The organism is Sanguibacter gelidistatuariae (assembly GCF_900096585.1).
Classification (GTDB): domain Bacteria; phylum Actinomycetota; class Actinomycetes; order Actinomycetales; family Cellulomonadaceae; genus Sanguibacter; species Sanguibacter gelidistatuariae.
The window spans coordinates 307,229-327,266 of record NZ_FMYH01000001.1; the positions used below are offsets into that span (position 1 = coordinate 307,229).

16 protein-coding genes are annotated in these 20,038 nt (G+C 70.3%); 9 read left to right on the forward strand and 7 right to left on the reverse strand.

What is annotated here, in order from left to right; translation table 11 throughout:
* Positions 1-34: 34 nt before the first annotated feature.
* On the reverse strand, positions 35-934 hold the full coding sequence (locus tag BLQ50_RS01390) for an HAD family hydrolase (RefSeq protein ID WP_093180624.1): 900 nt from the start codon (positions 932-934) through the stop codon (positions 35-37).
* The gene (gene serS / locus BLQ50_RS01395; protein ID WP_093180625.1) at positions 931-2,214 is read right to left on the reverse strand and encodes a serine--tRNA ligase; all 1,284 of its coding nucleotides are present in this window, start codon (positions 2,212-2,214) and stop codon (positions 931-933) included. The genes BLQ50_RS01390 and serS overlap by 4 nt, the downstream gene beginning before the upstream one ends.
* Before the next feature lie 77 nt (positions 2,215-2,291).
* On the opposite strand from serS, the gene BLQ50_RS01400 reads away from it, so the two are divergent.
* Positions 2,292-3,452: a diacylglycerol/lipid kinase family protein gene (locus BLQ50_RS01400; RefSeq protein WP_093180627.1), complete on the forward strand. Its 1,161-nt coding sequence runs from the start codon at positions 2,292-2,294 to the stop codon at positions 3,450-3,452.
* 128 nt (positions 3,453-3,580) lie between these two features.
* Positions 3,581-6,124, forward strand: a complete 2,544-nt coding sequence (locus BLQ50_RS01405) for a hypothetical protein (RefSeq protein WP_093180628.1) — start codon at positions 3,581-3,583, stop codon at positions 6,122-6,124.
* 74 nt (positions 6,125-6,198) lie between these two features.
* Here the strand turns inward: BLQ50_RS01405 and BLQ50_RS01410 are convergent, their stop codons facing one another.
* Positions 6,199-6,987, reverse strand: a complete 789-nt coding sequence (locus BLQ50_RS01410) for a glycosyltransferase family 2 protein (RefSeq protein ID WP_245700888.1) — start codon at positions 6,985-6,987, stop codon at positions 6,199-6,201.
* A 362-nt stretch (positions 6,988-7,349) separates the two neighbouring features.
* Positions 7,350-8,177, reverse strand: coding sequence for a DUF5926 family protein (locus BLQ50_RS01415; protein WP_093180632.1), 828 nt, complete (start codon positions 8,175-8,177; stop codon positions 7,350-7,352).
* Between the two features lie 123 nt (positions 8,178-8,300).
* On the opposite strand from BLQ50_RS01415, the gene pgm reads away from it, so the two are divergent.
* Positions 8,301-9,971, forward strand: coding sequence for a phosphoglucomutase (alpha-D-glucose-1,6-bisphosphate-dependent) (gene pgm / locus BLQ50_RS01420; RefSeq protein ID WP_093180634.1), 1,671 nt, complete (start codon positions 8,301-8,303; stop codon positions 9,969-9,971).
* Positions 9,972-10,229: 258 nt separating this feature from the next.
* Positions 10,230-10,976: a hypothetical protein gene (locus BLQ50_RS01425; protein ID WP_093180636.1), complete on the forward strand. Its 747-nt coding sequence runs from the start codon at positions 10,230-10,232 to the stop codon at positions 10,974-10,976.
* Between the two features lie 81 nt (positions 10,977-11,057).
* On the opposite strand, the gene BLQ50_RS01430 is transcribed toward BLQ50_RS01425, so the two are convergent.
* Positions 11,058-11,360 carry a helix-turn-helix domain-containing protein gene (locus BLQ50_RS01430; protein WP_093180638.1) on the reverse strand — a complete coding sequence of 101 codons (303 nt, stop codon included), beginning with the start codon at positions 11,358-11,360 and terminating at the stop codon, positions 11,058-11,060.
* A 63-nt stretch (positions 11,361-11,423) separates the two neighbouring features.
* Between BLQ50_RS01430 and map the strand changes: the two genes are divergently transcribed.
* Together map and BLQ50_RS01440 are read left to right on the forward strand one after the other, a co-directional pair.
* Complete coding sequence (gene map, locus BLQ50_RS01435; RefSeq protein WP_093180640.1) at positions 11,424-12,200, forward strand: type I methionyl aminopeptidase; 777 nt, start codon at positions 11,424-11,426, stop codon at positions 12,198-12,200.
* A gap of 81 nt (positions 12,201-12,281) precedes the next feature.
* Positions 12,282-14,165 (forward strand): glycoside hydrolase family 3 protein, encoded by a 1,884-nt coding sequence (locus BLQ50_RS01440; protein WP_093180642.1) that lies wholly within the window; start codon positions 12,282-12,284, stop codon positions 14,163-14,165.
* A 12-nt stretch (positions 14,166-14,177) separates the two neighbouring features.
* Here BLQ50_RS01440 and BLQ50_RS01445 read toward each other — a convergent pair whose 3' ends face one another.
* On the reverse strand, positions 14,178-14,513 hold the full coding sequence (locus BLQ50_RS01445; RefSeq protein WP_093180644.1) for a GNAT family N-acetyltransferase: 336 nt from the start codon (positions 14,511-14,513) through the stop codon (positions 14,178-14,180).
* 85 nt (positions 14,514-14,598) lie between these two features.
* On the opposite strand from BLQ50_RS01445, the gene BLQ50_RS01450 reads away from it, so the two are divergent.
* Both BLQ50_RS01450 and BLQ50_RS01455 read left to right on the forward strand, forming a co-directional pair.
* A complete protein-coding gene (locus BLQ50_RS01450) occupies positions 14,599-15,867 on the forward strand; it encodes an MFS transporter (protein WP_093180645.1) in 1,269 nt (422 codons plus the stop codon).
* A gap of 159 nt (positions 15,868-16,026) precedes the next feature.
* Entirely contained in the window at positions 16,027-17,802 is a 1,776-nt protein-coding gene (locus tag BLQ50_RS01455) for a pyruvate dehydrogenase (RefSeq protein ID WP_093180647.1), read from the forward strand.
* 62 nt (positions 17,803-17,864) lie between these two features.
* Here BLQ50_RS01455 and BLQ50_RS01460 read toward each other — a convergent pair whose 3' ends face one another.
* On the reverse strand, positions 17,865-18,326 hold the full coding sequence (locus tag BLQ50_RS01460) for a MarR family winged helix-turn-helix transcriptional regulator (protein WP_093180649.1): 462 nt from the start codon (positions 18,324-18,326) through the stop codon (positions 17,865-17,867).
* A gap of 144 nt (positions 18,327-18,470) precedes the next feature.
* Between BLQ50_RS01460 and BLQ50_RS01465 the strand changes: the two genes are divergently transcribed.
* Positions 18,471-19,943, forward strand: coding sequence for an MFS transporter (locus BLQ50_RS01465; RefSeq protein WP_093180650.1), 1,473 nt, complete (start codon positions 18,471-18,473; stop codon positions 19,941-19,943).
* Positions 19,944-20,038: the final 95 nt, after the last annotated feature.

Here is a 20,038-nt window from a genome sequence, read left to right on the forward strand (position 1 = left end):
GATTGTTCACCGGATCCGGGAGTCACGCGAACGCTCAGCCCCGCTCGACGTCCAGCAGGCTGCGCAGGACCGGGACCGCGCCGTCGTCCGTGATGGACAAGGTGACCTCGTCCGCGGCCGCGATGACGGCTGCCTCGGCGTGGCCCATGGCCACCCCGCGAGCCGCCCAGCCGAGCATCGCCACGTCGTTGCCGCCGTCGCCGATCGCAACCGTCAGCGCGGGGTCGATGCCCAGCTCGGCGCGCAGCCGCTCAAGAGCATATGCCTTGGTCACTCCGGTGGGAGCGACATCCATCCACCGGGTCCCGGCGATCATGAAGTACGTGTCGATCAGGCCCAACGAGCGCATCTGCTCCCCGAAGTCGGGGCCGGCGGTGCGGGCATGGGCGACCACGACGCGAGCGGTCTGGCGCACGCACAGGTCCTCGAAGGCCACGATCGTGTTCAGCCCGTGCAGGTTGCTGTCGGGGAACACGTCGTCGATCCAGTACCCGACGCCGACCTCTTCGAGGGCGATCCGGGCGAGCGGCATGTGCTCACGCATGACCCGTAGCGCCTGCGACGGGTCGAACATGACCACGTGCTCGAGGACAAAGCCGCCCGGGGCGCTCGGGTCGAGCCGCGCGGTGACCGAACCGTTCGAGCACACCACCCAGCCCTCGTCGATGCCGAGGTCGCGGGCGACCGGCAGGACCGCGACGAGCGGGCGGCCCGTGGCGAGCACCACCTGGTGGCCGGCCGCACGGAGGTCCGCGACGCACTGACGGACCTCGTCGGAGAGGAACTCGTCATAGGTCATGAGCGTGCCGTCGACGTCGAGGGCGACGAGCAGCTGGTCGCCAGCGCGCGTCTGGAACAGGGACGACCTGCCCTGGTCAAGACGGTCGCCGTCGCCGAGGGCGCACCCGGGCGCGTCCCCCAGACCAATGGTCATGCGTCGACCGGTTCGAGCACCTCGAGCCCGCCGAGGTAGGGCCGCAGGCCCTCGGGGACACGCACGGAGCCGTCGGCCTGCTGGTGATTCTCCAGGATGGCCACGATCCAGCGGGTGGTGCCCAGGGTGCCGTTGAGCGTCGCGACCGGGCGGGTCTCCCCCGACTCGGTGCGCTCTCGGATGCCCAGGCGGCGAGCCTGGAAGGTGGTGCAGTTCGAGGTCGAGGTGAGCTCGAGGTACCGGTTCTGGGTCGGCAGCCACGCCTCGCAGTCGAACTTGCGGGCGGCACTCGACCCGAGGTCGCCAGCCGCGGTGTCGATCACCCGGTAGGGCAGCTCGGCCTTGGCGAGCATGGCCTCTTCCCAGGCCAGCAGGCGCTCGTGCTCGGCCGCCGCCTCCTCGACGGGGACGTAGCTGAACATCTCGACCTTGTGGAACTGGTGCACGCGGATGATCCCGCGGGTGTCCTTGCCGTAGGACCCGGCCTCGCGGCGGTAGCACGCACTCCAGCCCGCATAGCGCTTGGGACCGGCGGACAGGTCGAGGATCTCGTTCGAGTGGTAGCCGGCCAGGGCCACCTCGCTCGTGCCAGTCAGGTACAGGTCGTCGGCCGGCAGGTAGTAGATCTCGTCGGCGTGCTTGCCGAGGAACCCGGTGCCCGCCATGATCTCCGGCTTGACCAAGGTCGGGGTGATCATCGGCGTAAATCCGGCCTGGTAGGCCTGGTCCATCGCGGCGTTGAGGAGCGCAAGCTCGAGACGCGCCCCGATGCCGGTGAGGTAGTAGAAGCGCGCGCCGGAGACCTTGGCGCCGCGCTCGGTGTCGATTGCGCGCAGGCGCTCACCGAGGTCGAGGTGGTCACGCGGGACGAAGTCGGCCCCGTACTCGGCCGCGAAGTCCCGCTGGCGGCCTTCGGTGCGCAGCACGATGAAGTCGGCCTCGCCGCCGGGAGGAGCCCCTTCGACGATGTTGGCGATCTGCCGGGTGAGGTCGCCGAGCGCCACCTCGGCCTCGTCGGCCTCGGCCTGCAGGCCCTTGACCTCCTCGGCGATCTTCTTGGTGCGGGCGAGCAGCGCCGTCCGCTCCTCGCCCTGCGCCTTGGCCACGTCCTTACCGAGAGACTTCTGCTCGGCGCGCAGCTGCTCGAACTCCGTCAGGGCGCTGCGGCGCCGGGAATCGGCGTCGAGCACCTGGTCGACGAGGGCCGGGTCGTCCCCTCGGGCGACCTGGCTTGCACGGACGAGGTCAGGGTTGTCGCGAACTACACGCAGATCGATCACAGTGCAAGAGTATCGACCCGCGCGCGCCTGTGGGCACACACGGCCCCGCGGCCGGTCGCAGGGCCTACCGTGAACCCATGGAACTGGAAGTGTGGCTGCTCGTCGTGGCAACCGTCGTCGCCCTCGTGGCGATCGGCCTGGCGCTCGTCGTCGTCGGGCAGCAGCGCGCGTTGCGCACGGCGGAAGATGCGCGGAACGCAGCCGACGACGCCGCGCCGACGGAGCCCGCCGGACCGGTCGGGCCGTTGCTGGCCTTCGTGGCGAACCCGTCGAAGAACGGCATGGGTCAGCTGCGGCCCGCGGTCGTCGCGCGGTGCGCGGCGGAGAACCTGCGCGAGCCGCTGTGGTTCGAGACGACCGTCGATGACCCGGGCGTGGGCCAGACCCGGGAGGCGCTGGCCCGTGGCGCGGACGTGGTGGTCGCGGTCGGCGGGGACGGGACCGTGCGCGCGGTCGCCGAGGCGATGGTCGGGACGGGACGCCCGATGGGCCTGCTCCCGATGGGCACCGGGAACCTGCTGGCCCGCAACCTCGACATCTCGGTGACAGACCGCGAGGAGGCCTTCGATGTGGCGCTCCACGGCATGGACCGGGCGATCGACGTGGGCTGGCTCCGGGTCGACCGGCCGGCCCCGACCAAGGACGGCTCGGGGAAGAAGGACGACGAGTCGCAGGCCCCAGCGGACACCAAGGACCACATCTTCCTCGTCATCGCCGGCCTCGGCTTCGATGCCGCGATGGTCGCCGACACCGACGCGAACCTCAAGTCGAAAGTGGGCTGGGTGGCCTATTTCCTCGCGGGCTTCCGCCACCTGCACGGGCGCCGGCTGGAGATGGTAATCACCCTCGACGACCGCCCGCCGGTCACCGCGCGGCTGCGCAGCCTCATGGTCGGCAACTGCGGGCGGCTGCCCGGCGGCATCACGCTCATCCCCGACGCCGTGATCGACGACGGCATCCACGACATCGCCGCGATCGACACCCGCGGCGGGATCATGGGCTGGGCGCAGCTGTTCGGCGAGGTGATGATGCAGGGCTTCGGGGTGACCAACGACCTGCCCAACAAGATCGGGCGGATCGACCACACCCGCGCCAAGAAGGTGCAGCTGCACGTGAGCGAGGGCGAGCAGGTCCAGGTCGACGGCGACGTGCTCGGGCGGGCCATCGACGTGAGCACCTGGGTGGATCCGGGTGCGCTCATCGTGCGGGCACCTGTCCCGCGTCTCAGCTCGAAGTAGGTCGTCGGCCGCGACCGGGCTGGCGCGCAGCCCTCTGGGGGTCGGCCTTCACCGAGGATTCACACGGCCCACCGCATCCCTTGCTGCCTGAGCGGCCGGGCACGCGTCGTGGCATCTAGGCTGATCCGGTGCCCCACCACCTGAGTTCCCCTGCCCGACGCCGCGCCCTCCCACGCCTGCGCGCCGCCACTTCGGGGCTGCTCATGGCAGGCGTGCTGCTGCTCGGTCCGTTGGTCGCCCCGAGCGCCGCGCTCGCCTCCGCGGGGACGACAGCCACCACGACGGGGACTGCGGGCACCGGAGCGACCACGGCCGACACCGCATCGCCCGCTCCGGTCGGCGACCGCGTCGTCCTCATCGGCACCGGTGGCGTGACCTGGGACGACGTCTCCGAGCTTGGCACGCCGGCGCTATGGAGCCTGGCTCAGGACGGCTCGATCGGCAACCTCGTGGTCCGCAGCGTCCGGAGCACCACCTGCCCCGCCGACGGCTGGCTCGCCCTGTCCGCCGGGAATCGGGCCGCCGACGAGTTCAACGCCAAGTCCATCCCGTGCCGGCTGCTCGAGAACGCGGACACCGGGACCGCTCCCGCAGTCCCAGCCTGGGACGACTACCTCACCCAGGTCGCCGACCAGTCGTTCAGCGCCGTCCCCGGAGCGTTCGGCGACGCCGTCGCCCACGCCGGGATTCCCGCCACGGCGATCGGCCCCGGCGCCGCGATCGCCCTGTCCACCACCGACGGGACGGTCGCCGGCGACTACCTCGCCACTGCCCAGGGCACCACCCCGATCCCGCCCACCGCGAACCTGGCCGACTCGATGACCACCGCGCTGGAGTCCTCCCGGCTGATCGTCGTCGACTCCGGATCGGCGCGGCGGCTGGGCTACGCGACCGAGCTCAAGGTGCCGCCCGAGCCGGTCGATCCCGAGGCCACCGACACGCCCACGGAGGAGGAGGGGGAGGAGGTCGAGCCGGGGATCGAGGAGGAGCTGGAACCTACCTCCGACATGATCCACGCCCAGGACGTCACCACGATCGACAACAACGTCGCGACGATCCTGGCCTCGCTGCGGGCCGACGACCCCGCCCTCGCCCATACGACGGTCATTCTTGCCTCGGTCTCCGACCCGGCGACCACCTCGCGCCTGAACATCGCCGCCATGCTCGGCGACGGCACCCCGGTGGGCACCCTGACCTCCCGCTCGACGCGCCAGCCGGGGTTTGTGCAGACCACGGACGTGCTGCCGACCCTGGCACGGCTGCTCGACCTCACCGACGACCTGCCGCGCAGCGCGCTCGTCGGGTCGCCGTTTACCTCCGACGCCTCCGGAGCATCCGCCGCGGCGCGAGTGGACGCCCTCGTCGACGCCGAGCGGCACGCCCTGGCCACCGCCCCGCTGATCGAGCGGTTCTTCCTCCTGTACTGCGTGGTCAACCTGCTGCTGTTCGCGGCCGTGTCCCTCGGCTTCAGCCGCCGTTTCGTCGACGCGATCGCCCGCAGCTCCGCGACCCCGCCCGTGCGGGCCCCAGCCAGGCCGGGCGCCCTGCACGGGCTCGCGGACCGGCTCGCGCCCGTGCTCAGCCGGGCCCCCGTCGTCGTGCTCACCGCACTGCGGGCAGCTGGCATCGCGATCGCGGCGATCCCGGTGGCGACCCTGCTGGCCAACCTCGCGCCCTGGTGGCGCGCGTCGACGCCGTCCCTCGCCCTCACCGCGATCATCCTCGCCTGGATCGCGGCGATCACGGCCGTCGCGGTCCTGCCGCCGTGGCGCACGTGGCTGTTCGGACCGGTCGTCATCGTCGCCACGCTCACGGCGGTCGTCCTCGCGGTCGACGTCGCGACCGGTGCGCACCTGCAGGTCTCGGCGCTCATGGGCATCCAGTCGACCGTCGCCGGTCGCTTCTACGGCTTCAACAACACCGCCTTCGCGCTGTTCGCGACGACCACGCTGCTGCTCGCGGCGGCCGTGAGCAACTGGCTCGTCTCACGCGGGCGGCGGGGGCTCGCCGCCGTGGCCGTGCTGGCCATCGGCGCCGTCGCCGTCCTGCTAGACGGCGCCCCCGGGATCGGCGCCGACTTCGGCGGCCCGCCCGCGCTCGTCCCAGCCTTCGCGATCCTCGCGCTGCTCGCCGCCGGCCTCAAGGTCACCTGGCAGCGCGTCGTCGGCGTGCTCGGGGCGGGGGCGGTCGTCGTCATCGGCTTCGCGGTGCTCGACTGGCTGCGGCCGCCCGCCGAACGCACCCATCTGGGCGCCTTCGTCGACACGGTCCTCGACGGCGGGCTGTGGGACGTGCTGGTGCGCAAGGTGGAGTCCAACATCGCCACCTTCTCCAACCCCCTCGCCCTCGTCGGCGTAGCGGGCCTGCTCGTCATCCTCTTCGTGCTGGCTCGTCCGCTGCGGGCGGCGAGCAAGGCGCCCGACTCCGAGCCGTACAGCTGGCTGACCGAGGGTGCACCGCTCAAGCAGATCACCACGGACGCCCCGATGTTCACCCCCGGGGTCATCAGCGTGGGCATCGCGCTGGGCATCGGCACGCTGGTCAACGACTCGGGCGTGGTGATCCTAGCCGTGGGGATGTCCGTGCTCGTGCCGCTCATCGCGGCGACCTACGCGGGATGGATGCTCACCCTGCGCGCGAAGTCCCGCACGCAAGTCCGACCACACCCGTGAGTGCTGGGTTTTACACGCGAAACACGGCGTTTCGCGTGTAAAACCCAGCACTCAGCGGAGGGGAGCGGGGTGGGTCAGGGCTTCTTTTTGGTCGTGAGGTTGCGGACGGCGCCACCGACTGCACGGACCTTGCGGGCGTTGATCGCCAGCAGCACGTCGCGGTACTGGCCTGCGCGGTGCATCTGGCCGCGGAAGTCGCTCCCGGAGGGGCGGTGGCGCAGGTCGCACGGCACCTCCACGGCGACGTAGCCGAGGCGCAGCAGGTCGATCGTCAGGCCGGTCTCGACCCCCCAGCCGAGGGCCAGCGGGGTCCCAGCCTCGAAGGCCTCCCGGGTCAGGCAGCGCATGCCCGACAGCGGCTGGGTCGGGGTCCACCCGGTCATCGAGGCGATCGCCCGGCGGGCGGCGCCGACGACGATCCCGCGTCCACCGGCCCCGGGCTGGGGCGGCAGCAGCGCGATGGACATGTCGGCGTGGCCGTCCAGGACCGGCGCCACGAGCGGCGCGGTGTTGACGGCCGTCTCGGCCAGGTCCCCGTCGATGAAGAGCAGCAGACGCGGGGCACGCCCGGGGGCATCCCGCATCGCGACGACGGCGGCGCCGGTCTCCATCGCGGCGGCCTTGCCCCGGTTGTGGGAGTGACGCACGACGACGGCCCCGGCGTCGCGCGCGACGTCCTGCGTGTTGTCCTCGCTGCCGTCGTCCACGACGAGCACGAGGTCGACGTGGGGGATGGCCTTCGCGGCGCGGACGGTTGCGGCGATGCGGCGGGCCTCGTCCTTGGCCGGGATGACCACGGCGACCCGCTGGCGGGCCCGCTCGCGCTCGGTGAGGTGGGCGGATGCCGACTTTGCGCGGCGCACGTGCACGAGGACCTTGTCCGCGCGGTCGTTCGTGGGCACCGCTGCATCCTTGGCCACTGGCTCACCTATCACAACGCCAACCCTAGTCGCCCGGCCGATCCTTTACCTCATCGCCCACCACGCCGCGCTCGCGCCCCATTCCGCACCAGGTGAGTCCGGTCAGTTGGCTGCCTGAGTACCGCTGGCCCCGACGTGACCTCCCGCGCTCCTCCGACTGCTCCCACCCACACCCGACACAAGTACGGTGCGTGCCCTTGAATACGGTGCGCGTGTTTGAACACACGCCCCGTATTCAAGAGCACGCACCGTATGGACACCGGGGCCGCCGGTCGACCCGTCAGAGCGTCAGACCCGTCGACCTGTCAGCGCAGGGTGATCTGGCGGGAGACGATGCCGGCGCGGGCGCGACGCTCGTCGGCCCCCAGCGGTGCGTCGTTGGCGAGCTCGGCCTGCAGGGTCGGCCAGAAGGCCGCAACGGCCTTCTCGATGTCCTCGGCCTCGGAGCCCTTGGGCAGCTCCCAGACGGGGATGACGATGCCCGAGGACCGGAAGGCGCCGAGGAACTTCGACCCGGCGAAGCCGGACTCACGCTTGGCGTGCAGGCGGGCGACCGCGCTGATGACGGTGTCCTCGTCGAAGGGCATGGCCCAGCGCAGGTACTCCCGCGCTCCCATCCGGCACCAGTACGCGCTCTCCACGGAGGAGAGCTTGACCGTCTCGATGAGCGTGGAGTTGGCCTCGTCGAGAGACTCGCGCACCTCGGCCGCGAGCGGCTCGGCGGGGTCGAACCAGTAGTCGAAGCCGTCCTGGACGGTGATCTCGAGCGGAACTGACAGGTCGAGGATGTCCTGCAGGCGCGGGCCCGGGCCGGGTAGGCCGGTACTCGTCAGCGACTGGCCGGGCTCGAGGTCGAACGCGTCCAGGGCAGCCTGGGCGAGGTCGCGGCTCGCGTCGCCGGAGCCGGCATTGGTCTGCAGCGCGACGAAGATGGTCCCGTCGGCGCGGTGCAGGGCCGGCCAGCCGCCGGGGAGGACGGTCGTGAAGGTGATCTCGCGGGCGCCGTGCTCCTTGGTGGTGCGGGCGACCGCGGTCGCCGCGGGCACCACCTCACGCAGGGCGACGAGGTCGGGCTCGCCGGCGATCCCCTCGAACGGACGCAGCACAAACTCAGGGGTCGTGTTCTTAGCCATGGCACGAGCGTACCGGCACCGATCCGCGCCGTGTTGCCCGACGCCGGCCCTGCGCCCCCCTGACGCCTCGCCGCGCGGGTGCGCCGCGCTGCCCTGGCCGTCCCGCGGTGGCAAGATCGGGTCATGGACCCGCGCGCAGGCACCCTTGCCCTCCCCGAAGACCTCATCGACGTCGACGCCGTGGTCGGCGCCTACTACGACCTCTCCCCCGACGTCGACGACCCGGCGCAGAAGGTCGTCTTCGGCACGTCCGGGCACCGCGGGTCGAGCCTCGACCACGCCTTCAACGAGGCGCACATCATCGCCACGACCGCGGCGATCATGGAGTACCGGCAGGCTCAGGGCACCGACGGCCCGCTGTTCATCGGCCGGGACACCCACGCCCTGTCCCTTCCCGCGTGGCAGACGGCGCTCGAGGTGCTCGCCGCGGCCAGCGTCCAGACCTACGTCGACGCCCGTGACTCCTACACCCCGACACCGGCCGTCTCTCACGCGATCTTGCTGCACAACGGGGCGAGCACGACCTCGGGCGTGCAGACCACCGGGCCCGGTCGGGCCGACGGGATCGTTGTGACCCCCTCGCACAACCCGCCGCGGGACGGCGGCTTCAAGTACAACCCGCCGCACGGCGGGCCCGCCGACTCCGACGCGACCAGCTGGATCGCCGATCGCGCCAACGAGATCTTGCGCAGCGGCGTCGGGCAGGTGCGCCGGGTGTCGCTCGAGACGGCGCTCGAGGCGGAGACCACGCACCGCCACGACTACCTCGTCGCCTACGTCGACGACCTCGCCACGGTCCTGGACATCGACGCGATCCGCGCCGCCGGTGTGCGGATTGGCGCCGACCCGCTCGGCGGCGCGTCCGTGGAGTACTGGGGCGCGATCGGCGAGCGCTACGGGCTCGACCTCACGGTGGTCAACCCGCAGGTCGACCCACGCTGGGCGTTCATGACGCTGGACTGGGACGCGAAGATCCGGATGGACTGCTCCTCCCCGTATGCCATGGCCTCCCTGGTCCGAGCGATGGAGGCGGGCGCCCCCTACGACATCGCGACCGGGAACGACGCCGACTCCGACCGGCACGGGATCGTCACCCGCGACGCCGGTCTGATGAATCCCAACCACTACCTCGCGGTCGCCATCAGCTATCTCTACGGCGGCGCCCGGCCGGGGTGGCCGGCCACGGCGGCGATCGGCAAGACGCTTGTATCCTCGGCTCTCATCGACCGGGTCGCCGGCGGGCTCGGGCGGCGCCTGGACGAGGTCCCGGTCGGCTTCAAGTGGTTCGTCCCCGGCCTGCTCGACGGCTCCGTCGGCTTCGGTGGGGAAGAGTCCGCGGGCGCGTCCTTCCTGCGCAAGGACGGCTCGGTGTGGACCACCGACAAGGACGGCATCCTGCTCGCCCTGCTCGGCTCGGAGATCCTCGCGACGACCGGGAAGTCACCGTCGGAGCACCACGCCGCCCTCGTCGAGCAGTACGGGGAGTCCTGGTACGCACGGGTCGACGCGCCCGCCACGCTCGAGCAGAAGGCGACGCTCGCCAAGCTCTCCCCCGAGCAGGTCACTGCCTCGACCCTGGCGGGCGAGGACATCACGGCCAAGCTCACGACCGCCCCGAGCAACGGGGCGGCGATCGGCGGCCTCAAGGTGACGACCGAGAACGCCTGGTTCGCGGCCCGCCCCTCCGGCACCGAGAACGTGTACAAGATCTACGCCGAGTCCTTCATCTCCCCGACCCACCTCGCCGAGGTGCAGGAGGCCGCGAAGGCTCTGGTGAGCGACGCCCTCGGGTAGTGCTCGCGCCAGCTGGGCAACCAGCTCGAGCAACGCCACGGCCGCCGGGGAGAAGTCCCCAGGCGGCCGTCGTGCTGCCCAGTCGCACTCGGTCGCACTCGGTGGCACAGGCGCTGAATCACGCGGAAGATCGCGCTCCGACGTGCCCGATCGGGTGAATCGGATGGGGAGTCCTCACCATCGCAATCGCCGATAAGCATGGCCGATGTTCGTTACCGTCGAGAGCGACCCGGACCATCAACCGAAGCGAGCACTCTCATGCGCATCTCCCGTGGCATCGCCACCCTGTCCGTCGCCGCGCTGACTGTGGTGGGCCTGACCGCCTGCTCGAGCGACAGCGACTCGGCCAAGACGTCGACCCGCGTGTCGACCGAGTCCAAGACGCCCACTGAGGACGTAACCCCGGACGACACCGACGAGGCGACCCCGACCGAGGAGGCCACGACGGACGCACCTGAGGCATCCGGCGACGGCATGTCCCCGGCCTGGGCCATCCCGACCACCACCCCGGGCACCCTGCTCACCACGGTCACCGGCTCGAACTTCACGGTCGACATCTACCAGGTCTCTACCGCGGTGGCGTCCAAGACCGGGCAGTTCGTCAACCCGGACACCAACACCCCGATCATCGACACAGGCGACGAGATCGTCTACGTCAACTACGTCTTCACGAACACCAGCTCCGAGGTCATCCCGCTGACGTACTCCCTCGTGAGCATGTCTCCCCGATACGCCGACTGGCCGTACATGCAGGGCATGGACTCGATCGTGGACAGTGCCCAGTTCGAGGAGATGGACGTGACCGCCTCCTCGATCGCACCGACCGGCGACTTCGAGGCCCCCTTCGCGTGGGCCCCGGGCGAGACCTTCTCCAACGGCGCGAACTTCAAGTACCAGGCCGGTTCGCCGATCGACTTCACCGCAAGGCTGACCCCGGCCGACGAGGCCGGAGACCTCGTCCACGACCTGCGCCAGGAGATCGTGGCATCCACGACGATCTCCTGACGATCGGAGCGGGCAGAAGGGACCACCCGTGGGTGGTCCCTTCTGCCTTCTCTAGCCTCGGGCGCACTGCAGGTCAGAGACCTACGAGGCCAACCGCTCACGTGCGAACCGACCAGAGCTGGTCGGTTCGTCGCAACGTTCGGGCTGGTGGATCTCGGCCCACACCGCATCGAGGGAAAGGCCGAGCACATCGGCGATCGCCGCGATGGTCGGGAAGGCCGGGGTCGCCACGCGGCCAGTCTCGATCTTCCGGAGGGTCTCCGGTGAGACGCGTGCAGCGAGCGCGGTCTCGAGCATCGAGCGCTCTCCCCTGGCGCGACGCAACAGGGCACCGAGGCGCTGTCCGCGCTCGATCTCGGCGGGTGTGAGTGGCAGTCTGACCATGGCCCCAATGGTACCGGGATAGTATGGCCGGGATAGTTATTGGTCGCGCGAGAGAGACGCCTCATGATCGAGATCCTCAACACCGCTGAGTTGGCGCGAGCGCGAGAGACAGGCGCGCTGGTCGCTCACATCTTGCAGACGCTGAAGAGCCGCAGCACGGTAGGCACGAACCTTCTGGACATCGACCGGTGGACCCAGGCCATGATCACCGACGCCGGCGCACAGTCCTGCTACGTCGACTACGCGCCATCGTTCGGACGCGGGCCGTTCGGCCACTACATCTGCACGTCGGTCAACGACGCCGTGCTCCACGGACTGCCATACGACTACACGCTCGCCGACGGCGACCTGCTGACGCTCGACCTCGCCGTCTCCCTCCGCGGACTCGCCGCAGACTCTGCCATCAGCTTCATCGTGGGCGACTCACGGCCCCCCGAGAGCGTCGCGATGATCAACGCGACCGAAGGCGCACTAGCCGCAGGCATTGCGGCTGCCGTTCCTGGTGCCCGCATCGGCGACATCTCCCATGCCATCGGCTCGGTCCTGCGCGAGGCGGGGTATCCGATCAACACCGAGTTCGGGGGTCATGGCATCGGATCGACGATGCACCAGGACCCGCACGTCACGAACACCGGACGGCCGGGCCGTGGATACACACTGCGCCCTGGGCTGCTCCTCGCACTGGAACCGTGGGTCATGGTGGACACCGCCGAACTCATCACTGACGCCGACGGGTGGACGCTCCGAAGTGCGACAGGCTGCCGGACAGCACACAGTGAGCACACGATCGCCATCACCGACGACGGGGCCGAGATCCTCACCCTGCCGAAGCAGGCGTAATCGTGAGGTCGGAGCCACACGTGCGTCTCAACGTCTCCGATCAGCACATCTAGCACACGTGTCCTGTGTCACAGTTCTCCCATGGATGCGCTCCCGCTCTCCCGCCAGGCTGCCACGCTCGCCCTGGTTCTCGCCTTCTCCGCCCTCTCGGGCTGCGCGCCGGAAGCGAGCACGCCCACCACGGCCGCGTCGTCGGACGCCCCCTACCGCGATGTGTCCCTCCCCGCGGGCGAGCGGGTCGAGGACCTCCTGTCCCGGATGGACCTGGCCGACAAGATCGGCCAGATGACCCAGGCCGAGCGGGCCGACGTGACCAACGAGACCGTGACGACCCTGCGGCTCGGCTCGGTGCTCAGCGGCGGTGGGTCCAGTCCCGTGCCGAACACCCCGCAGGCGTGGGCGGACATGTACGACGCGTTCCAGACGGCTGCGGCCCACACGCCGCTGGGCATCCCGATCCTCTACGGCATCGATGCCGTGCACGGGAACAACGCCCTCGACGGTGCGACCGTCTTCCCGCACAACATCGGGCTGGGTGCCACGCGAGACCCGGAGCTGGTCCGCAAGATCGGGCAGGCGACCGCCGAGGAGGTCGCCGCGATCGGCATCGACTGGACCTTCTCCCCGTGCCTGTGCGTCGTCCGCGACGACCGCTGGGGCCGCAGCTACGAGTCCTTCGGGGAGGACCCGGCCCTGGTGGCCTCGATGGCCACGATCATCACCGGCTACCAGGGGGACACCCTGGGCGGCTCGCCCACCTCGATCTTGGCCACGGCCAAGCACTTCATCGCCGACGGCGGGACGTCCGGCGGCACGGACCAGGGCGATGCCGTGCTGTCCGACGCCGAGCTGCGCGCCACCTACCTCCCGCCCTACCGGGCCGCGGTCGAGGCCGGCGTCGCCTCGGTCATGGTCTCCTTCTCGAGCGTCAACGGTGAGAAGGTGCACGGCAGCCCCGCGCTGCTGACCGACCTCCTCAAGGGCGAGCTCGGCTTCGACGGGATCGTCGTCTCCGACTGGAACGGCATCGACCAGATCGACGGCGTCGCCGGGTTCGACCAGGCCGAGGTCGCCCGGGCCGTCAACGCCGGGATCGACATGGTCATGGTGCCCACCGCGTACGCCACCTTCATCGCGGACCTCACCGCGGCGGTCGAGGCCGGCGACGTGCCGATGGACCGGATCGACGATGCCGTCCGCAGGATCCTCACCAAGAAGTTCGAGCTTGGGCTCTTCGAGTCCCCGCTCACCGACCGGTCGTTGTTCGCGACTGTCGGGAGCGATGAGCACCGAGCCCTGGCCCGCGAGGCCGTCGCGAAATCCCAGGTCATGCTGACCAACAACGGCGGGCTGCCGATCGCGGCGTCGTCCCGGGTGCTGGTCACCGGATCCGGCTCCGACGACCTGGGAAACCAGGCAGGGGGGTGGACCATCACCTGGCAGGGATCCAGCGGGGACACGATCGAGGGGACGACCATCCTCGAGGCCACCGAGGACGCCTTCGCCGCGGCCGACGCCGGGGGCACAGTCACCGCACGGCCCCAGATGACCGCGGACTCCGTCGCGGAGATCGCAGGCGAGATCGACGTGGCGATCGCGGTCGTGGGCGAACGCCCGTACGCGGAGTTCAAGGGCGACCGGCCCGACGGTGTGCGACTCACCGGTGCGGACGTGACCACCTTGGAGGCGCTGCGCGACGCGGGCGTGCCGACAGTCGTTGTTGTCATCTCCGGTCGCCCGATCGACCTCGGCGGGGCTGAGCGATGGGCAAGCGCGGTCGTGGCGGCCTGGCTGCCCGGGAGCGAGGGTGCCGGGGTGACCGACGTGCTGCTCGGCACGGTCGACCCCACCGGGACCCTGCCGGTGAGCTGGCCTGCCACGGCGGATCAGGAGCCGATCAACGTCGGAGACGGTCAGGTGCCGCTGTTCGCCTTCGGCGCTGGGCTGGTCGGGCCGCTCGGCTAGCCGGCCGCACGGTCAGGGCAGCAGGTCCTGGTACTCGGCGTGCCGCTCGACGAACGCCCGGACGTAGGGGCACTCGGCGATGACCGTGAGGTGCTGCGAGCGCGCGTGGTCGAGGGCCGTGCGCGCGAGGAGGGCCGCGACCCCGCGGCCCTCCCAGGCGGGCTCGACGATCGTGTGGATAGCCACGAACAACCCGTGGCCCCCCACAACATGCGCCGGGACCGGGTCGTAGGCGAGGAAACCCGCCACCTGACCGTCCGGCGTGACCGCCTCGAAGCGCTGGGAGCTCGTGTCGTTGCGGACGGACAGGTCGTCGCCGCTCGTGTCGCCGTTCGTGTCACCGCTCATCAGCCCATCATGCCCGCAAGCAACCTCACACGCCCTGGGGTACCCCGTCCACCGCGAGCCGTCCGTACAGTGAGACAATGGGGCAGTGCCCGAGGACCCCCAGCAGCCCCAGACCGCCGTGAAGACATCCCGCAACCCCTACAAGGCGCTCCTTGCGATCCCCGGCACCATGCGCTTCTCAGGCGCGGGGGCGATCGCACGGCTGCCGATGTCCATGGTCGGCATCGGCATCGTCCTGATGATCCAGCAGATCTACGGGTCCTATGCGCTCGGTGGTCGGGTCAGCGCGGCGTACATCGTCGCCCAGGCCATCTGCTCGCCGCAGATCGCCAGGTACGTCGACCGCAAGGGTCAGTCCCTGATCATGCGGCCGCTGTTCGTCATCACCTCCGCCTCCCTCGTCGGGCTCATCCTCTGCGCGGCCCTGCGCGCCCCGCAGTTCACGCTCTACGTGTTCGCGGTCCTGACTGGTGCGACCATCGGGTCGGTCGGGTCGATGGTCCGCGCCCGCTGGTCCCACCTGCTCGACGACCCGCGCCAGCTGCACAGCGCCTACTCCTTCGAGTCGGCGGTCGACGAGCTGTGCTTCGTCATCGGCCCGATGCTCGCCACCATCCTGGCGACCAGCGTGACGCCGACCGCAGGGCTGGTCGTCCCGCTGCTCGCCGTGCTGATCGGCGGGTTCTGGTTCCTGTCGCTGCGCGCCACCGAACCCCCACCGTCCATCCCCGTGCCCGGGTACAAGCGCCGCTCGGTCCTGCTCAACGGCGGCATGCTCGCGGTCATCGCCGTCTTCATCGGCATGGGTGCGATCTTCGGGGCGACCGACGTCGCGACGATCGCCTTCGCCGAGGAGGCCGGCCACGAGCCGCTCGCCGGTGCCATCCTGGGCATCTTCGCCCTGGGGTCGCTCATCTCCGGGCTGCTCTACGGCGCCAAGCACTGGATCTCTCCGCTGTGGAAGCGGTTCGCGCTCGGCATGGTCGCGCTGGCGATCGGCGTGACGCTATTCGTGTTCGTCACCTCGCTCCCCGTGCTGGCGATCGTCATGTTCGTCACCGGCTTCGCGATCGCGCCGACCCTCATCAACGGCAACAACCTCGTGCAGCTCCTCGTCCCGCCCTCCCAGCTGACCGAGGGCCTCACCTGGGTGGGCACCGCACTGGGCGTGGGTGTGTCCATCGGCACGTCGATCGGCGGTCAGCGGATCGACGCGGCCGGCGCGCACGCCGGGTTCGAGGTCGTCCTCGTCGCGGCGGCCCTCGCCGTCCTGGTGACGCTCGCCTCGCTGTGGACGCTGCGTCGTCGGACGACGGGGGCCAACAGCGCGGCCGAGGCCGCCGAAATCGCCTGAGCCATCCCGCCCGGGCGGGTGTGTCGCGAAAGACACCCGACTTGTCTGCTTCTCCTGGGCGCCGCGGCGCATCCTGGCAGAGGATGGACGGAGCGGACGACGCCGCGCTCAGCACGCTGCGCGGGCGACGCCCGGTCGACCAGCGAGAGGTGCCTAGAAGTGGCCAAGCAGAAGCAGCGCAACCAGACCGTCGCAGATCTCCTTGTCTCCCAGATCATCGAGGCCGGCGCGAAACGCATCTACGGCATCGTCGGAGACAGCCTCAACCCCGTGGTCGACGCTGTGCGCCGGGCCGCCAAGGCCGGCGCGGACATCGAGTGGGTCCAGGTCCGCCACGAGGAGGCCGCCGCCTTCGCGGCCGCCGCGGAGGCCGAGGTCACCGGGAACCTCGCGGTGTGCGCCGGGTCCTGCGGACCCGGAAACCTCCACCTCATCAACGGCCTCTACGACGCGAACCGTTCCAAGGTCCCGGTGCTCGCGATCGCCAGCCACATCCCGAGCAAGCACATCGGCACGAGCTTCTTCCAGGAGACCCACCCCGACCGGCTGTTCACCGAGTGCTCGGTCTACTCCGAGATGATCTCCTCGGCCGAGCAGGCCCCGCGGGTGATCAACTCCGCAATCCACCACGCCTACGGCGCCCCCGGCGTCGCCGTGCTCACCATCCCCGGCGACATCGCCGACCACGATGCCCCGGCCAAGCCGCTCGCAGACGTGTCCACCCGCCCGGCCCGCCCGCGCGTGCTGCCCGACGACGCGTCCCTGCGCCAGCTCGCCGCCGCGATCAACGCCGCGGACAAGGTCACCTTCTTCGCCGGGGTCGGTGTGCGGGGCGCACACGACGACGTCCTCGCTCTGGCAGACAAGGTCGCGGCCCCGGTCGGGCACTCCCTGCGCGGCAAGGAGTGGATCCAGTACGACAACCCCTTCGACGTCGGCATGTCCGGGCTGCTCGGCTACGGCTCCTGCTACGAGGCCACCCAGGAGGCGGACCTGCTCGTGCTGCTCGGGACCGACTTCCCCTACGACCAGTTCCTGCCCGAGGACGTCCGCACCGCCCAGGTCGACATCGACCCCACGCACCTGGGCCGGCGCACGCGCCTCGACCTCGCGGTCGTGGCCGACGTCGGCGAGACCGTCCGCGCACTGCTCCCCCTCATCGAGGGCGGCCGCTCGCGCAAGTTCCTCGACTCGATGGTGGGCAAGCACGAGAAGGCGATGAACGGCGTCGTCGGGGCGTACTCGGGGCGCAAGGCCGAGACCATGACCCCGATCCACCCCGAGCTCGTCGCAGACATCCTCGACCAGGAGGCCTCCGACGACGCGATCTTCACGGTCGACACGGGCATGTGCAACGTGTGGGCCGCCCGCTACATCCGGCCCAACGGACGCCGCCGGGTGATCGGCTCGTTCCTGCACGGCTCGATGGCCAACGCCATGCCGCACGCGATCGGCGCGGCAGCGTCCCAACCGGGACGTCAGGTCGTGTCGATGTCGGGGGACGGCGGCCTCGCCATGCTGCTCGGTGAGCTCGTGACGATCCGGCAGTACAACCTGCCCGTGAAGATCATCCTCTTCGACAACGCGACTCTGGGGATGGTGCGCCTGGAGATGCTGGTCGACGGCCTACCCACCTACGGGGTCGACTCGCCCTCGGTCGACTACGCGGCCGTCGCGACCGCGATCGGCATCCCGGCCGTGCGCGTCGAGCACCCACGGGACCTGCGTGCGGCGATCCGCGGAGCACTCGACCGTCCCGGACCGGCCCTCGTCGACGTCGTGACCGACCCGCACGCCCTGTCCATCCCGCCGACCATCACCGCCGGTCAGGTGCGCGGATTTGCCGTCGCCCTGAGCAAGGAGGTGCTCGGCGGCGGGCTCGGGGAAGTCGTGTCCATGGCGCGGTCCAACCTGCGCAACATGCCGCGGCCCTGAACGGGGGATGACGGGGAGGCTCGTCCGGGACTCGGTGCCTCCCCGTCATCAGAGCAGGAGGGTCAGTCGGCCGGGCGGGGCCAGGGCCGACCCTCGAGGCGCTCGATCCCCCGGTTGAAACGCTCGAGCGACCGGGCGAAGGCCTCGACCTCCTCGCCGGTCCACTCCTCCATGATCCGTCCGAGCGTGTCGACGGTCACGGAGCGCGCGTAGTCCAGGCGCTGGACGCCCTCTGCGGTCATGGTGAACTTCCTGGCCAAGCCGCCGTCGGGGTCCGGGATCCGCTCGAGGAGGCCGCCGCGCAGCATCGTCGCGGTCTGCCGGTTGACGGTCGAGGTGTCGAGGCCGAGCGCCGCACTGAGCTCCCCGATAGACAAGGGGCCGTCGATCTCGATGCGGGTGAGCACGATGTAGGCGCTGCGGTCGAGCTTCTTGTGCTCGTCGAACTTGCGCGGACCGTCGAAATAGCTGTGCCGGTTGAGCAGCATCGTCTCGAACTCGACCTGCCGCGCGGGCTCGACCATGGGTCCGGGCCTTCCTCTCGTCGGTCCGGCGCGACGTCGCGACGGACTTGAAATATGCATTTTACATACGATGTGTATAGTACACAGCCGGTGTGGCGCGCACGTCGACCGACTGAGCAGCACCGAACGACGGGAACCACCTGCATGAACGAGACTGCTCCGGCAACTCGCCCCGGGATCATCATCGCCACGCTGTCCCTGGCTGGCATCGTAGCCGCGCTCATGCAGACCCTCGTGGTCCCGCTGATCGGCGACCTCCCCACGATTCTCAACACGGCCGCCACGAACACCACCTGGGTCATCACGATCACCCTGCTCACGGCCTCCATCGCGATCCCCGTGGCCGGCCGGCTCGGCGACATGTACGGCAAGAAGCGCCTGCTGCTCGCCAGCACCGTGCCGCTCGCCGTCGGTTCCATCGTGTGCGCGCTGTCCACCTCGCTCATCCCGATGATCGTCGGACGCGGCCTGGAAGGCCTCGGCATGGGCATCGTCCCGCTCGGCATCAGCCTGCTGCGCGACGTGCTGCCCGCCAAGCGTGTCGGCTCGGCCATCGCGCTGATGAGCGCCTCGATGGGCGTCGGCGGCGCGCTCGGCCTGCCCTTCGCGGCAGCAATCGCACAGAGCGGCAGCTGGCGGGTCCTCTTCTGGGTCGTCGCAGCGCTCAGCGTCCTGGTGGCCATCGCGATCGCGGCCTTCGTCCCGGCGGGCGACGCCCCGGCCAAGCCCGGACGCTTCGACGCCGTCGGCGCCGTCGGCCTCGGAATCGGCCTCGTCGCCTTGATGCTCGCGATCTCCCGCGGCTCCGACTGGGGCTGGGGCTCCGCCACGACGGTGTCGCTCTTCGCCGGTTCGGCTGTCGTCCTCCTGGTGTGGGGCTGGTGGGAGGTCCGCACGACCGACCCGCTCGTCGACCTGCGGGTGACCGCCCGTCCCCAGGTGCTCATGACCAACCTTGCCTCGCTCCTCGTCGGGTTCGCGATGTACGCCCAGTCCCTCGTCGTCCCCCAGCTGCTCCAGATCCCGGTCGAGACCGGCTTCGGCCTGGGGCAGTCGATGATCGCCATGGGGCTGTGGATGGCCCCCGCCGGCCTCATGATGATGGCGGTCGCCCCGGTGGGCGCCAAGCTCTCCGCTGCCCGCGGCGCCAAGACCACGCTCGCCCTCGGCGCCCTGGTCATCGCGATCGGCTACGCCTCCTCGACGCTGCTGCTCGGCTCGACCGTCCGTGTGCTGGTCATGACCCTCATCATCAACTCAGGGGTCGGTCTCGCCTATGGCGCGATGCCCTCGCTCATCATGTCGGCCGTGCCCCTGAACGAGACCGCCTCGGCCAACGGTTTCAACTCGCTCATGCGGTCCATCGGCAGCTCGACCGCCGCCGCGATCATGGGCATGATCCTCGCCTCCAGGACGATCAGCTTCAGCGGCATGACCCTGCCGTCCGAGGCGGGATTCCACATCGCCCTGATGATCGGCTGCGGGGTCGCACTGACAGCCGCGATCGTCGCCTTCTTCATCCCGATGCGCCGGACTGTGTCGCCGTCGACCGCCGCGACACCTGCGGACACAGACGCACCCGACGAGGGCCTCGTCCCGGCACTGGTCGCCAGCTAGCGGGCAGATCTCCCCATCGAGGGAGACCCACGAAAGCATCGTCTTCGGATATGGTTCAGGCAAAGAACCGTCTTTGACGACGACATGGAGGCAGC

Bases quoted from the DNA above. Each gene is read 5' to 3' on its own strand.
- BLQ50_RS01390 (WP_093180624.1), bottom strand. From the start codon at position 934: ATGACCATTGGTCTGGGGGACGCGCCCGGGTGCGCCCTCGGCGACGGC.
- BLQ50_RS01400 (WP_093180627.1), top strand. From the start codon at position 2,292: ATGGAACTGGAAGTGTGGCTGCTCGTCGTGGCAACCGTCGTCGCCCTC.
- BLQ50_RS01415 (WP_093180632.1), bottom strand. From the start codon at position 8,177: ATGGCTAAGAACACGACCCCTGAGTTTGTGCTGCGTCCGTTCGAGGGG.
- pgm (WP_093180634.1), top strand. From the start codon at position 8,301: ATGGACCCGCGCGCAGGCACCCTTGCCCTCCCCGAAGACCTCATCGAC.
- BLQ50_RS01425 (WP_093180636.1), top strand. From the start codon at position 10,230: ATGCGCATCTCCCGTGGCATCGCCACCCTGTCCGTCGCCGCGCTGACT.
- BLQ50_RS01430 (WP_093180638.1), bottom strand. From the start codon at position 11,360: ATGGTCAGACTGCCACTCACACCCGCCGAGATCGAGCGCGGACAGCGC.
- map (WP_093180640.1), top strand. From the start codon at position 11,424: ATGATCGAGATCCTCAACACCGCTGAGTTGGCGCGAGCGCGAGAGACA.
- BLQ50_RS01440 (WP_093180642.1), top strand. From the start codon at position 12,282: ATGGATGCGCTCCCGCTCTCCCGCCAGGCTGCCACGCTCGCCCTGGTT.
- BLQ50_RS01445 (WP_093180644.1), bottom strand. From the start codon at position 14,513: ATGAGCGGTGACACGAACGGCGACACGAGCGGCGACGACCTGTCCGTC.
- BLQ50_RS01460 (WP_093180649.1), bottom strand. From the start codon at position 18,326: ATGGTCGAGCCCGCGCGGCAGGTCGAGTTCGAGACGATGCTGCTCAAC.
- BLQ50_RS01465 (WP_093180650.1), top strand. From the start codon at position 18,471: ATGAACGAGACTGCTCCGGCAACTCGCCCCGGGATCATCATCGCCACG.